The 13,611-nt window shown below is 59.0% G+C and carries 14 protein-coding genes; 10 read left to right on the forward strand and 4 right to left on the reverse strand.

The features are described 5' to 3' along the window. Positions 1 to 2,037 (reverse strand): ATP-binding protein, encoded by a 2,037-nt coding sequence (locus tag HU730_RS18145; protein ID WP_054898005.1) that lies wholly within the window; start codon positions 2,035 to 2,037, stop codon positions 1 to 3. A 46-nt stretch (positions 2,038 to 2,083) separates the two neighbouring features. After that, positions 2,084 to 3,001: a putative 2-dehydropantoate 2-reductase gene (locus tag HU730_RS18150; RefSeq protein WP_186527682.1), complete on the reverse strand. Its 918-nt coding sequence runs from the start codon at positions 2,999 to 3,001 to the stop codon at positions 2,084 to 2,086. A gap of 123 nt (positions 3,002 to 3,124) precedes the next feature. Between HU730_RS18150 and HU730_RS18155 the strand changes: the two genes are divergently transcribed. Next, positions 3,125 to 3,610, forward strand: a complete 486-nt coding sequence (locus HU730_RS18155) for a YajQ family cyclic di-GMP-binding protein (protein ID WP_003193880.1) — start codon at positions 3,125 to 3,127, stop codon at positions 3,608 to 3,610. Positions 3,611 to 3,746: 136 nt separating this feature from the next. Then, positions 3,747 to 4,589, forward strand: coding sequence for a mechanosensitive ion channel domain-containing protein (locus HU730_RS18160; RefSeq protein ID WP_054898004.1), 843 nt, complete (start codon positions 3,747 to 3,749; stop codon positions 4,587 to 4,589). 182 nt (positions 4,590 to 4,771) lie between these two features. Here the strand turns inward: HU730_RS18160 and HU730_RS18165 are convergent, their stop codons facing one another. Then, complete coding sequence (locus HU730_RS18165) at positions 4,772 to 6,052, reverse strand: OprD family porin (RefSeq protein ID WP_034128586.1); 1,281 nt, start codon at positions 6,050 to 6,052, stop codon at positions 4,772 to 4,774. Between the two features lie 740 nt (positions 6,053 to 6,792). On the opposite strand from HU730_RS18165, the gene HU730_RS18170 reads away from it, so the two are divergent. Further along, positions 6,793 to 7,218: an HIT domain-containing protein gene (locus HU730_RS18170; RefSeq protein WP_186527683.1), complete on the forward strand. Its 426-nt coding sequence runs from the start codon at positions 6,793 to 6,795 to the stop codon at positions 7,216 to 7,218. A 3-nt stretch (positions 7,219 to 7,221) separates the two neighbouring features. Continuing rightward, positions 7,222 to 7,428, forward strand: a complete 207-nt coding sequence (locus HU730_RS18175) for a SlyX family protein (RefSeq protein ID WP_005790924.1) — start codon at positions 7,222 to 7,224, stop codon at positions 7,426 to 7,428. A 71-nt stretch (positions 7,429 to 7,499) separates the two neighbouring features. On the opposite strand, the gene HU730_RS26920 is transcribed toward HU730_RS18175, so the two are convergent. After that, positions 7,500 to 8,102: a cold-shock protein gene (locus HU730_RS26920; RefSeq protein WP_003193875.1), complete on the reverse strand. Its 603-nt coding sequence runs from the start codon at positions 8,100 to 8,102 to the stop codon at positions 7,500 to 7,502. 427 nt (positions 8,103 to 8,529) lie between these two features. Here HU730_RS26920 and HU730_RS18185 point away from each other — a divergent pair, with 427 nt between their 5' ends. The 6 genes from HU730_RS18185 (at position 8,530) to ruvC (ending at position 13,550) form a co-directional block, all read left to right on the forward strand. Next, on the forward strand, positions 8,530 to 9,003 hold the full coding sequence (locus HU730_RS18185) for a Dps family protein (protein WP_003193874.1): 474 nt from the start codon (positions 8,530 to 8,532) through the stop codon (positions 9,001 to 9,003). Positions 9,004 to 9,183: 180 nt separating this feature from the next. After that, entirely contained in the window at positions 9,184 to 9,537 is a 354-nt protein-coding gene (locus tag HU730_RS18190; RefSeq protein WP_034128584.1) for a ribbon-helix-helix domain-containing protein, read from the forward strand. 162 nt (positions 9,538 to 9,699) lie between these two features. Then, on the forward strand, positions 9,700 to 9,921 hold the full coding sequence (locus HU730_RS18195; protein WP_003193872.1) for a zinc ribbon domain-containing protein: 222 nt from the start codon (positions 9,700 to 9,702) through the stop codon (positions 9,919 to 9,921). A gap of 108 nt (positions 9,922 to 10,029) precedes the next feature. Beyond that, positions 10,030 to 11,805, forward strand: coding sequence for an aspartate--tRNA ligase (gene aspS, locus HU730_RS18200; RefSeq protein WP_005790914.1), 1,776 nt, complete (start codon positions 10,030 to 10,032; stop codon positions 11,803 to 11,805). 302 nt (positions 11,806 to 12,107) lie between these two features. Next, entirely contained in the window at positions 12,108 to 12,854 is a 747-nt protein-coding gene (locus HU730_RS18205) for a YebC/PmpR family DNA-binding transcriptional regulator (RefSeq protein WP_034128583.1), read from the forward strand. Positions 12,855 to 13,025: 171 nt separating this feature from the next. After that, a complete protein-coding gene (gene ruvC, locus HU730_RS18210; RefSeq protein WP_019821257.1) occupies positions 13,026 to 13,550 on the forward strand; it encodes a crossover junction endodeoxyribonuclease RuvC in 525 nt (174 codons plus the stop codon). Positions 13,551 to 13,611: the final 61 nt, after the last annotated feature.

The following is a 13,611-nucleotide window of genomic DNA, read 5'->3' on the forward strand; positions in this document are numbered from 1 at the left end:
TCAGTGCTCCAGTTGGGTAAGTTCAGTGGGGGGCAATTGGCTGCCGGCCAAAGGCAGGCGCAAGGTAAAGCAGGTGCCCTGGCCCAGGGTGGAATGCACTTCCATCTGGCCCTTGTGGTTGTTGGTGATGATGAAATACGACACTGACAGCCCAAGCCCGGTACCTTGGCCGATTTCCTTGGTGGTAAAGAACGGTTCGAACGTGCGTTTGCGCACGTTTTCGCTCATGCCAATGCCGTTGTCTTCCACCTGGATTTCCGCCCACGGCGGGTTGAGGCGGGTGCGCAGGATGATGCGCCCCGGCTCGCTGTCGTCCTCGCGCAGGTGAATCGCCTGGGCAGCGTTTTTCAGCAAGTTGAGCAGCACTTGCTCCAGCTCGTTGGCGGTGCCGGGCACCGGGCCCAGTTGCGGATCGAACTGGCGGATGATCGCCTGGCCCTTGAAATCGAAACCGATGGTCAGGTCAAAGTCGTTACCGGCGATGTCCACGGCCTGGTCGATCAGCGCCGGCAAATCGCAGGGCGCCATCTGGCGATTGCTGCGGCGGCTGAAGCTGAGCATGTGGGTAACGATTTTCGCGGCACGCGCCCCGGCCTGCTGAATGCCGTCGAGCAGTTGCGGGACTTCGCGGCCTTGCAGGTATCGGTTGACCGTCTCCAGCTCGATGCCCACCTGTTCGGCAAGTTCAAGGTTCTTGGGCAGCTCGGGGGACAGGCGCCGCCGAATGTTCTGCACGTTATGCAGGATCGCGCCCAACGGGTTGTTGATCTCATGGGCCATACCTGCGGCCAGGCCGCCCACGGAGAGCATTTTTTCCGATTGCACCATCATTTCTTCCAGGGACAGGCGCTGGGTGATGTCGTCGATTCGGATTACCACCCCGCGCCCGGCGCCGCCCATTAACGGGTAGAACGTCAGCGCATAATGCTTGGGCTCGTCGTCCTTGATCCAGGTGACCCGCTCAATCCGCTCCACCGTGTGTTGCTCCACGGTGGCCTTGATCTGTGGCAGGTACGGCTTGAGCGGCTGGAAGGCCAGGAAAACCGGCTGGTTCAGGGCTTCGTCCAGGCGAGTGCCGGATAGGGCGGTGGCTTCCTGGTTCCACTGGGTAACGTAGAGTTGTTCATCCAGGGCGATCAGCGCCGAGGGCATCGAGTCGATAATGCTGTTCAGGTAGTTCTGGAAGCCCGTGAGCTTTTTCTCGATCTTGCTGCGTACCTGGACTTCCAGTTCCAGCTTGCGGTTGGTATGCCGGGTTTCTTCGGCCAGGCCCTGAGCCTGGTCATACGCAGCCTGGGAGTCGTCACGTGCGCGTTTGAGTTGCTGCTCGCGGGCTTCAATGCGCGACAACATGGTGTTGAACGCTTCGGCCAGGCTGCCGATTTCATCACGGTTGCCACGCCCGGCGCGTAAAGCGTAGTTCTCCTCGCGGGTCACCTGGCGGGACAGTTCTTCAAGTTCATGAATTGGCCGTGTGATCAGGCGTTTGATCTGCCGGGCGATGACCAGCCACAACAACACACTGAAAATCAGGATGCCCAGGCTGGCGGTCAGCGTGCCGGTATAGAACGCCACCGGCAGCTCACTGCTGGCCACCAGCAACAAATGCCCCGAAGGCTGAGTACCACGGGGCAGGGTGATGACCTGGTTACTTCGAAACTCAGTGAGGCGCCACGCTTCGATATGCCGGTAGTGGTCCGGCAGGTGCAGGCGGTCGCCGTGCTGCATCTGCGCCAGGCGGTTGCCTTCGCCATCGTACAAAGCGGCGGCGCGCAACGGTGAATAGCTGGTCAGCTCATTGAGCAGCGCCTCGGCCTTGGTCGGAGACTCAAGAGCCTCGGCGGCAAGCGCGGGGTTGGACACCAGTCGACCAATGGACTGCAAGGCCTGGGGGGCCATGCTTTCCTGGGAGATCCAGTAGGCGGCGCTGATAAACGTCAGGTTGGCCACCAGCAATACGGTGGTCAACAACACCAGCAGGGCCGCCAGCAGTTTCTGCCCTACCGGTAGATTTTCAAGACGCTGGCGCAATGGCATCAGGGGTTTCCCAGGTGATAGACAGGTAGGCAGGGTAGCGCGTGCCTCAGTCGCTGGCCAATCCGCGTGTGCGCAGATATTCGACCAGGCGCGCTTGCAACTGTTGCAGGTGCGGCAACACCAATTGATGGCGGGCCGCCGCCTGGCAGGCATAGCCCAGCAGGTAGCTGATCTCGGTACGTCGGTGGTTGGCCACGTCCTGGTGCATGGACGAGTAATTGGCCGCCGTGGCCTGGATCACCCGCTGCACTTCGCTGTGCAGGTCCTGTGCGGCAGCAGGTTGGCCGCAGCATTCCAGCAGCTCGGCCAATTCAGCGCACAAGGTTGCCACTTCACACGCGTGGGCTTGCAAACCGCCGTTGCGGCACTGGTAAAGCACGGTCAGCGGGTTGATGGCGCAATTGAGCGCCAGCTTGCGCCACAGGCGTGTGAGGATATCACTGGCCCAATCGTGGGGAATGCCGGCCGCTTGCAGGTCGTTCAGCCACAGCGGTGGCGTGGGGTGGCTCGCATCCCCCAGCCAGGTGTAACCATGGCCGGCAAATACCACCCGCCAGTCGCCTTCGCGAAACGCGCCTTCGGTACTTGAGGCATAGATGCAACGGGCCAACGGCACTTGTGCAGCCACTGCGTCCTGGCTGCCAAGGCCGTTTTGCAGCAGGATCAGTTCGGCGTCGGGCGCAAGTCTAGGGTGCAACTGGGCGATAGCGCTTTGAGCATCGTAGGCTTTGCACGCGACCAGCAGGCGATGAATCGGCTCCGGGCTGCCAGGCGTTTCACCGACTACCGGGTAAGTCTGTTCCACACCCTGCTCGACCAGGGTCAGCCCTTGGCCGGCTCGATAGTCGGCCAGGCGCGCCTCATTGCGCAGGATCAGCCTGACGGGCACCCCCGCACGTGCCAGCCGCGTGGCCCAGAGGGTGCCCAGGCTGCCGGCGCCAAGAATATGCCACGGGGTCGACATCAGTGTGTACTCCATAAGGTCGCCAGCGGTGAACGGCGCGAAAGAACCGCTATAATGCCCCGGCATTTTAGCTCGGGCGCGCTCCATCTCTACTGAGCCCGCCCCTTATATTGGAGAAATCACATGCCTTCGTTCGACGTGGTATCTGAACTGGACAAACACGAAGTCACCAACGCCGTCGAGAACGCCGTCAAGGAACTGGACCGTCGCTATGACTTGAAAGGCAAGGGCAGCTTCGAATTCAAGGAAAAGGAACTGACCGTCAACCTGACCGCTGAAGCCGATTTCCAGCTGGAAGCGATGATCGAGATCCTCAAGCTGGCCCTGGTCAAGCGCAAGATCGACGTGCAGTGCCTGGAAGTCAAGGACGCCTACGCCTCAGGCAAACTGATGAAGCAGGAAGCCGTGCTCAAGGAAGGCATCGACAAAGAGCTGGCCAAGAAGATCGTGGCGCACATCAAGGACGCCAAGCTCAAGGTCCAGGCCGCCATCCAGGGCGAGCAGGTTCGTGTCACCGGCAAGAAGCGTGACGACCTGCAAGAGGCCATTGCGGCCCTGCGCGCCAAGACATTTGACATGCCGCTGCAGTTCAATAACTTCCGCGACTGATGGCACTTTGGGGAACCTGTGGGCACTTTTGGCGTCCCACGCCCCAGCATCAGTGCCTACAATTGAGCCCTTCGGGGCTCAATTGCGTTTTCAGGCAGTCAATACAGCCTTATCGCCGCACAACAGGAGAAAGTAGATGGATTTGAACGCTGAAATGGATCACCTGATCAAGACCTCCCAGTCTTGGCTCCCCATGATCATGGAATACGGCAGCCGCGTATTGCTGGCGTTGGTCACCCTGGCCATCGGCTGGTGGCTGATCAACGTCTTGACTCACCGCGTGGGCCGTCTGCTGGCCATGCGTAACGCTGACTTGGCACTGCAACACTTCATCACCAGCCTTGCTAACATCGCGCTCAAAGTCATGCTGGTGGTCAACGTGGCCTCGATGATTGGTGTGGCCACCACCTCGTTCGTTGCGGCGATCGGTGCCGCTACCCTGGCAATCGGCCTGGCCTTGCAAGGCAGCCTGGCGAACTTTGCCGGCGGCGTGTTGATTCTGTTGTTCCGCCCGTTCCGTATCGGTGACTGGATCGAAGCCCAGGGTACCTCGGGTACCGTCGACAGCATCCAGATCTTCCACACGGTGCTGCGCACCGGCGACAACAAGACGGTGATCATTCCCAACGGCAGCCTGTCCAACGGCCTTATCACCAACACCAACCGCCAGCCGACCCGCAAGGTTGTGTTTGACGTGGGTGTGGACTATGAGGCGGACCTGCAGAAGGCCCGTGAAGTGCTGCTGGCTTTGGCTGAAGACCCGCGTGTACTGAAGGACCCTGCCGCCGTGGCGGTGGTGTCGACCTTGGGCGACAGTTCCATCACCGTCTCCCTGCGTTGCTGGACCAACACACCGGATTATTGGGACGTGATGTTTATGTTCAATGAACTGGCGCGTGACCGTTTGAAAGCGGCCGGGATTGATATTCCGTTTCCGCAACGGGTTATTCGGGTGATGCAGGAAAGTGCGCCGAAGTAACTTGGCGTGATGCTATCGAAGTTGGCCGAAAGGTCAGCTTTGAAAAAATAGTTACTTAGCTTGCTAGTTGTTTAGTTGATTGAAATAAAACTGCAATAAAAAAGCCGCTCCCTGTTTAAACAGAGGAGCGGCTTTTTGTTTAAGGCCGAGGCCTCAAGTCATCGTTGTAATTGAACCGGCAATTACAAGATGTTCAGCGGGTAGTTGGCGATCAGACGCAGCTCGTCGATCGACGGCGAACCGTAGTACACGCCATCACCGGAACGGTAAGTCGCTTGACGCAGGCGCAGGCTCAGGTCTTTTGCCGGGCCGCTCTGGATCACGTACTTGGCTTCGATGTCGCGTTCCCACTCTTTGCCATTCGAGGTGGTGCCCGTATTGGCGCCGCTACCGGTTACATAACGGGTCATGAAGCTCAGGCCCGGAATGCCGAAGGTTGCCATGTTGATGTCATAACGCGCCTGGTAGGACTTTTCGCCTTCGGCGTTGAAGTCGGAACGGGCGATGGAGTTGGCCAGGAACACAGTGCCGCCGCCGTCTACGCCGTAACCGTAGTCGCCGTCACCGGTGACTTTCTGGGCTGCCAGGGTGAAGGTGTGAGCACCGATGGTGTACGCGCCCTGCAAGCTGAAGGCGCGGTTGTCGAGCTTGGTCACGCCATCTTTCTCTGCGCGTTGCAGGCCGGCGCCGTCGCTCTTGGTGTCGTAGATGTTGAAGTCCAGGGCGAACGACTGATCATCGCTCAGGGCGTGGGTCCAGTTCAGGTTGCTGTAGTACTTGCGGAAGTAATCTTCGGTTTTCGCGTAGTACAGGCTGCCGGTGACTTCTGGAGTGAAGGCATACACACCGCCGACGAAGTCGGTTTTGGTCAGGCCCAGGCTGTCGTGGTAGGTCTGGTTCTGCGCGACGCTGGAAGTGAAGTGACCGCCTTCAAGCTTCAGGCCCTTGATTTCGTTGCTGGTGATGGAGATACCTTGCGGCAGCTCTGGCAGCAGGCGGCTGTCGTCGGAGGCAAACACTGGGGCTGTGGTGTATTGGTCACCGACTTTCAGCACAGTGTTGGAGATGCGGAACTTCACCGCGCCGCCGCCTTTGGAATAGTCATCTTGCGAGCGACCGTCGGAACCGGTTGGGAACAGGCCGGTGCCGGCGCGGCCCTTGCCGCTGTCGAGCTTGACGCCCATCAGGCCGATCACGTCGACACCGACACCAATGGTGCCTTGGGTGAAGCCCGATTCGTACAGGGCATTGAAGCCCAGGCCGGTTTCTTCAGCACGGCTCTTGGAGCCTGGGCCCGACGGGTTGTTACGGAAGTCACGGCTGAAGTACAGCGCGCGAGTATTGATGCTGAACGTACTGTCTTCAACAAAGCCCTTGGAATCGTCCTGGGCGGACGCCATTGCGAACTGCGAGGTGCCTGCTGAAACAGCCAGGGCGATCATGCTCCACTTCATCACGCGCATCGTGATTTGCTCCTTTGGTTTTAGGAAGAGTACTGCCGTCCCACCTGTATTTTTATCTGGGCGGCTCTTTCTTTTTGTGTCGGCGCAAAGTTATCTCACGCAGACCCTATTGACGATACTTACTCAATTATCCTTTCAGCTTCTTTACGAGGCTGTCGTAAATCGCTAGATCCATGTCGCAAATTCACAGCCTGAAATGTATCCAGGCTGACAACTTCAATGCTGTTTTCAGACTTCTTTCAAAGTTTGAGCGCATCCCTGATACACATTGAAACGCCACTATTTTTATCGCGAAACACCTGTGTCCAAACGGGTGTCGTTGCCGACGATATGGGGGTGAATGCAACAAGCGTGCTCAAACCACTTACCGAATGTCATTTTTTCGTGAAAAGTGTGATGAACCTGTAAAAACCGCATAAGCACGCGGGTTTTACGCCATTTGGGTTGGGCTTGACGCCAGGGTGTTATCCCGGTTCGGTGGTACCTGAATCCTGTACCTCGGTAAAACGTTACCGGTTGACCCTTATCAGTGGGTAATCGGCGGATCCCTTTGAGGCACAGGTGGGTTATTTTGGTGCATCCCGTTGAAGCCCGGCCTAGCGTTGCTCACCTGGGCTGTTGCCTCTAAAGGGTGCATCTTTTTGCCTGGTTGCCTCAAGGCCGCCAGCATTGCCCATGAAGCCTTGGGAATTCGAAGGTATGCTGGGCACCTGTTACCGACCTGCCGAACGGAGTGCCACGTGTTCGCCTTAGATCAACGCCTGCAACAAGATACCTTGGCCATTGGGGACTTCCCGCTCTGTCGCCTGCTGCTGTCCAATGACGCCAATTACCCCTGGTTCATCCTGGTGCCGCGCATCGAAGGTATCAGCGAAGTGTTTCAACTGGATGTCGCAGATCAACAAACCTTGTGGCAAGAAACGACGGCCCTGGCGCGGCTGCTTAACGAGGGGCTGGCGGCCGACAAGATGAACATCGGCGCGCTGGGTAACGTGGTCAGCCAGTTGCATGTGCATGTGATTGTGCGCAAGCGCGACGACGCCGCCTGGCCAGCCCCGGTGTGGGGCAAGCACCCGGCCCGGCCCTACACCGAAGAGCAGGTGGCCGCGACTCGCAGCCGATTGCGCGAGCTATTGCCTGCCGACTTCATCTTTACCCAGGACTGAACCATGGACCTGCAAGAACGCGTCACCGACCTGGAAAGCCGCCTGGCCTTCCAGGACGACACCATTGAGACCCTCAACGACATCCTGGTCACCCAGCAGCGGGCCGTCGAACGTCTGCAATTGCAAATGACTGCATTGCTCAAGCGCCAGGAAGAAATGGGCGGGCAGTTCGAGTCATCCGAAGAGGAAGCGCCGCCGCCACACTATTGAGTGCGCAGCAATAAAAAAACCGCGACCCAGCCAAGGCTGGATCGCGGTTTTTTTTGCTGCGAGGGCTGGGATCAGCGACGCGGCAGGGCAGCGATGACATCTTCGGCTTGCAGGCCCTTGTCACGGTTCATCACCGAGAACTCTACGCGCTGGCCTTCGACCAGGACGCGATGGCCTTCGCCACGAATGGCTCGGAAGTGGACGAAGATATCGTCGCCCGAGTCGCGGGAAATGAAGCCGAAGCCCTTGGAGGTGTTGAACCACTTGACGGTCCCGGTATCCCGGTTGGTCATGTCATAGTTTTGCGACGCGGCCGCTGGAGACGAGCGGTAGAAGCTGATGGCCAGGTGAAGAACGATGGCGACCACAGCGATCACCAGGCTGAGCAGGATGGCCGGATGGCCCCCGACTTCAGGCATGGGCGCCAGGAGGGTGAGGGTTTGTACGACAACAGTCAGCACCAGCAGCGCACTGACCAGGTTTTGCAGTTGATGACGCGTGCCTTTGTTCCAGTAAGGGATTACCGGTGCGAGCGTCAGGTTAAGAAGGCCGAACAAGGCCAGGTACAGGGCGTCGTGTTGTTCCAGGTAGGGCAGGCTTTCAGGCTGCAGGCTCGGAATAAAGGACAGCAGCAAGGCTGCAACGCCCGTTAGCAGGTGGACGATTTTCAACATTTTGGTTAACTCACGTTAAGACGGATCACAAGGAAGAGCTGACTGGCACGGTTCGCTTCTGAACAATGGGAGGCGTTGAGCACGTGCGCGGGTATCAGCCTATGTGACGTGCCGCAGGAATAAACGGCAGCCACACCGCGTCTATTTAACAGCAAAGGCTGTGCCTACTCAAATCAAGCATTTCGGGGTGTTGCCACGGCCACGGCATTTCTGCGTCAAACGCTTGTCCTAGACAGGTGCGGGGTTTTTTCAGTGGTGGCCTAGACCCTTCCTACAGGTAAATAGGCTTGCCAAGTCAGATCCCGCAGTCGGTGCGGGGCGATTTGCCGCATGCAGCCCGAGTGTGTCGGGCTGCACGTGGCGCACTCTCTTGCTAGAGTGGAACTGCACCTGATCAATGAATGCTCGTCAATTGAAGGGGAAACACATGGCAATCGATATTGGTATCAGTGAAGAAGACCGTAAATCCATCGTCGACGGACTTTCCCGCCTGCTCTCCGATACCTATGTTCTGTATCTGAAGACCCACAATTTCCATTGGAACGTCACAGGCCCCATGTTTCGTACGCTGCATCTGATGTTCGAAGAGCAGTACAACGAGCTTGCGCTGGCAGTGGACTCCATCGCCGAGCGTATCCGTGCCCTGGGCTTCCCGGCGCCGGGTGCCTATTCGATTTACGCCCGCCTGTCTTCCATCAAGGAAGAAGAGGGGGTGCCGAGCGCCGAAGAGATGATCAAGCAGTTGGTGGCCGGTCAGGAAGCAGTCACGCGTACCGCGCGAGGCATCTTCCCATTGCTCGACAAAGTCAGTGATGAGCCGACGGCGGACCTCTTGACCCAGCGTATGCAGGTTCATGAGAAAACCGCGTGGATGCTGCGCTCCCTGCTTGAAAACCAGTAACTGTCGAACCCAGGCGGCGCCTTTTCGGCGCCGCCTGCTGGTTTCCCTGCGCTTCCTGGCGTTGTCCTACAACTAACAACTCCCCGTCTTCTGGCTGCTCTGCGCTGGCTGCTGTTTTATAGGCCATCGTCCAATGGGAGAAGCCCATTGGCTGCTGTTTGGCAATGGAGTGTCAGGTGTATGTCACGTGGAGTGGGTAAGGGAATGATGGAAGCCTGTGGTTTTCACAAGATAAAGGTCGACCCTTTTACCAAGGGTTTTGATATGGGGCTGGCCAAGCCACTGTCCCGTTCGGTCAGGCTCAATGGGTTTTCTACCTGCCTGCGGCTTGAACAGATCTATTGGAATATCCTGACGGAAATCGCCAGGCTCAATACCTGTTCGGTCAGTGCGCTGTTGTCCTATGTCGATCGGGAAGTGCATTTGCGTTACGGAGGCGTGAAAAACTTCAGTGGGCTGGTGAGGGTGGTGTGCGTGGTTCACGTCCTCAAAGGTCGGGGCGCCCTTACGTCCGGGGATACGCTCGCGCAGTAGTCCGATGGCCGGGCCTTCAGCCCGACGGGCCGGGTCCTGGGCACAAAGCCGGCTGCGCTGTATTGATTTACCAGATATAATCCCGCGCTTTGCTGCGCATGCCGGGCTTTATGCACAGGGCAGGGCGTGGCGCTGTAACGATCTGATCGCCGAGACATCTCCATGCCCATGTACGACTATCAATGCGCTTCCTGTGGTCATCAGTTGGAAGCCATTCAGAAGATCAGCGCCGCGCCGCTGGTCGATTGCCCTGCCTGCCAGGCACCTGAGTTGAAGAAGATGTTGTCCATGCCGGGCTTCCGCCTGAGCGGCAGCGGCTGGTACGAGACTGATTTCAAGACCGGTGCCAAGAAGAACCTGGCCGGCGGCGACAAAGCAGACTGAGTTGAACTCTACGCGCAGGCTCCTGCATTATCCGTCCCCTGCTTTAATGTGCGGTGACGAGGCGGGCCTGCCACCGAATTTCGAATTACGAGAAGTGAAACCACGACCATGATGCGCAGCCACTATTGCGGCCAACTGAACGAGACCCTGGAAGGTCAGGAAATCACCCTTTGCGGATGGGTTCACCGTCGCCGCGACCACGGCGGGGTAATCTTCCTCGATATCCGTGACCGTGATGGTCTGGCCCAGGTAGTGTTCGACCCGGACCGCGCCGAAAGCTTCGCCGCCGCCGACCGCGTGCGCAGCGAATACGTAGTGAAGATCACCGGCAAGGTACGCCTGCGTCCGGCCGGTGCCGTGAACAAGAACATGGCGTCCGGCGGCATCGAAGTGCTGGGCTATGAGCTGGAAGTGCTGAACGAGTCGGAAACCCCGCCGTTCCCGCTCAACGAATACTCCGACGTGGGCGAAGAAACTCGCCTGCGCTACCGTTTCCTGGACCTGCGTCGTCCGGAAATGGCCGAGAAGCTGCGCCTGCGCTCGCGCATGACCACCAGCATCCGCCGCTTCCTGGATGAAAACGGCTTCCTCGACGTCGAAACCCCGATCCTCACCCGGGCCACCCCGGAAGGCGCGCGCGACTACCTGGTACCGAGCCGTACCCATGCCGGCAGCTTCTTCGCCTTGCCGCAATCGCCGCAGCTGTTCAAGCAACTGCTGATGGTGGCTGGTTTCGACCGCTACTACCAGATCGCCAAGTGCTTCCGTGACGAAGACCTGCGTGCCGATCGCCAGCCGGAATTCACCCAGATCGACATCGAGACCAGCTTCCTCGATGAAAAAGAGATCATGGGCCTGACCGAGCAGATGATCCGCAACCTGTTCAAGGAAGTCCTGGACCTGGAGTTCGGCGAATTCCCGCACATGACCTTCGAAGAAGCCATGCGCCGCTACGGTTCCGACAAGCCAGACCTGCGTAACCCGCTGGAGCTGGTGGACGTGGCCGACCAGCTCAAGGACGTCGACTTCAAGGTGTTCAGCGGCCCGGCCAACGATCCTAAATGCCGCATCGCCGCCCTGCGTGTGCCTGGCGGCGCGAGCATGCCGCGCAAGCAGATCGACGACTACACCAAGTTCGTCGGCATCTACGGTGCCAAGGGCCTGGCGTACATCAAGGTCAACGAGCGCGCCAACGGTGTCGACGGCCTGCAGTCGCCGATCGTGAAAAACATCCCTGAAGCCAACCTGAACACGATCCTCGATCGCGTCGGTGCGGTTGACGGCGACATCGTGTTCTTCGGTGCCGACAAGGCCAAGATCGTCAGCGAGGCCCTGGGCGCGCTGCGTATCAAGCTCGGTCACGACCTGAACCTGCTGACCTGCGAATGGGCGCCGATGTGGGTTGTGGACTTCCCGATGTTCGAAGAGAACGACGACGGCAGCTTCAGCGCCTTGCACCACCCGTTCACCGCACCGAAGTGCTCCCCGCAAGAGCTGGAAGCCAACCCAGCAGGCGCGCTGTCCCGTGCCTACGACATGGTGTTGAACGGTACTGAACTGGGTGGCGGTTCGATCCGTATCCACCGCAAAGAGATGCAACAAGCGGTCTTCCGCCTGCTGGGCATCAACGAAGCGGAACAGGAAGAGAAATTCGGCTTCCTGCTCGACGCCCTGAAATACGGCGCGCCGCCGCACGGTGGCCTGGCGTTCGGCCTGGACCGTCTGGTGATGCTGATGACCGGCGCCCAGTCGATCCGTGAAGTGATCGCCTTCCCGAAAACCCAGAGCGCTGCGGACGTCATGACCCAGGCTCCGGGGGTGGTTGATGCCAAGGCACTGCGCGAGCTGCACATCCGCCTGCGCGAGACGCCGAAGGCTGAGTAAGGCTGCAGCGTGAAAGCGCGATAAGGTTGTACGCAGTCAAAAAGGCGCATCTTCGGATGCGCCTTTGCGTTTAAAAGAGGGAAATCTCGCCTGGGGCGTAATGCCGATCAGTTAAGGCTTTTTGTAGGAGCGAGCCTGCTCGCGAAAAACTCACAGGCGCCGCGTTCAATCAGGAAGCACGCGTTATCGTTGACGTTTTTCGCGAGCAAGCTCGCTCCTACAGGGGGCGATATACGCTTAACTGAACGGCATTACGCCGAGGGCGGGATTGATAAGATTTCTAGAGAATTCGGAGTTGTGTTATGGCTGGCCATTCCAAGTGGGCGAACATCAAGCACCGCAAAGAGCGTCAGGATGCCAAGAAAGGCAAGATCTTCACCAAGTGGATTCGCGAACTGACCGTCGCTGCCCGTCAGGGTGGCGGTGACCCGGGCTCCAACCCGCGTCTGCGCCTGGCGCTGGACAAGGCGCTGGGCGCCAACATGAGCCGCGACATCATCGACCGCGCCGTGGCCCGTGGTGCTGGTGCGGCCGACACCGACGATATGGTCGAGCTGACCTATGAAGGCTACGGCCCGGGCGGTGTGGCGGTAATGGTCGAATGCATGACCGACAACCGCAACCGTACCGCGGCAGCCGTGCGCCATGCGTTCAGCAAGTGTGGCGGCAACCTTGGCACGGACGGCTCGGTGGCCTACCTGTTCGAGCGCAAGGGGCAGATCACCTTCGCACCGGGCACTGATGAAGACGCGCTGATGGAAGCCGCGATGGAAGCGGATGCCGATGACGTGGTCACCAACGAAGACGGCTCCATCGATGTGTTCACCTCGTTCGCCAGCTTCTACGCCGTGCGTAATGCCCTGGAAGCCGCTGGTTTCAGCGGCACCGACGCGGAGATCGTGATGCTGCCGACCACCAGTGCCGAACTGGACCTGGACGGTGCCCAGAAGGTGCTGAAGCTGCTGGACATGCTTGAAGATCTGGATGACGTGCAGAATGTGTATTCGAATGCCGACATCCCTGAGTCTGTGGCCGAACAGCTCGCTTAAGAACGATGAATATCCGCTGTGGGAGCTGGCTTGCCTGCGATAGCATCACCTCGATTTGACAGAAGCACCGAGGTGCCCGCATTGCAGGCAAGCCAGCTCCCACAGGGCTTCTATGCTGTTACACAAATGTGTGCCTGGCACATACCGTTGTAAATCCAACCCGCAGGCGTTATGACTTTAATCCTAGGTATCGACCCCGGTTCGCGCATCACCGGTTTTGGCGTGGTGCAGCAGACCCCACGCGGCTGTGTGTACGTCGCCTCGGGCTGCATCCGCACTGGCGCAGGGGAATTGGCCGAGCGGCTGCAGATCGTCTATCGCGGCGTACGTGAAGTCATCCAGACCTACGGCCCGGTCACCATGGGCATAGAGAAAGTCTTCATGGCCAAGAATGCCGACTCGGCGTTGAAGCTCGGGCAGGCCCGGGGCGCTGCCATCGTGGCAGGTGCCGAGGAGGGCATGGAGATCGCTGAATACACCGCGACCCAGGTCAAGCAGGCCGTGGTCGGCACCGGTGGCGCCAACAAGGAGCAGGTGCAAATGATGGTCATGCACATGCTCAAGCTCACTTCAAAGCCGCAGATCGACGCCTCGGATGCCCTGGCCATCGCCATTTGCCATGCCCATACCCGCTCCAGCCTGTTGCCTCACGGCTTGGGCGCAGCACGTAGTCGTGGCGGGCGGCTGCGTCTCTGATAGCATCAGCGCAATCGTTATTTTTGCGGTCAGGCTCCGATCTGACCCCCAAGCTTTAAGG

The sequence above is a fragment of the Pseudomonas sp. SWRI22 genome (assembly GCF_014268395.2).
In the GTDB taxonomy this organism is placed as follows: domain Bacteria; phylum Pseudomonadota; class Gammaproteobacteria; order Pseudomonadales; family Pseudomonadaceae; genus Aquipseudomonas; species Aquipseudomonas paracarnis.